Annotated in this window: 1 protein-coding gene; it reads left to right on the forward strand. The window is 62.5% G+C overall.

The features are described from left to right. The coding region (locus JYB63_RS22850; RefSeq protein WP_205660217.1) for a hypothetical protein at positions 1-291 on the forward strand (291 nt) is incomplete at both ends.

A 291-nucleotide genomic window follows, 5' to 3' on the forward strand; every position in this document is an offset into this window, starting at 1 on the left:
GGCGTGCTGTCGCAAACCTTCAGCGCCATGTCGGACGAACTGGCCCGGCTCTATCAGTCGCTGGAGCTGAAGGTACAGGAAAAAACCCAACGTCTGCAGCAGGCCAATGAAACGCTTGAGGTGCTGTATCGCTGCTCGCAGGCACTGAGCGTGCGCCAGCTCGATCAGCAGGCGTTCGAAAATGTGCTGCGCATCGTGCGCCAAAGCGAACGGCTGCGCTGCATCCAACTGCACGTAGCGGACGGCCAAGGCCAGTGGCGGCTGAGCGAAGGGGAAGCGGCGCCGACGCAG

The sequence above is a fragment of the Aliamphritea spongicola genome (assembly GCF_017051665.1).
In the GTDB taxonomy this organism is placed as follows: domain Bacteria; phylum Pseudomonadota; class Gammaproteobacteria; order Pseudomonadales; family Balneatricaceae; genus Amphritea; species Amphritea spongicola.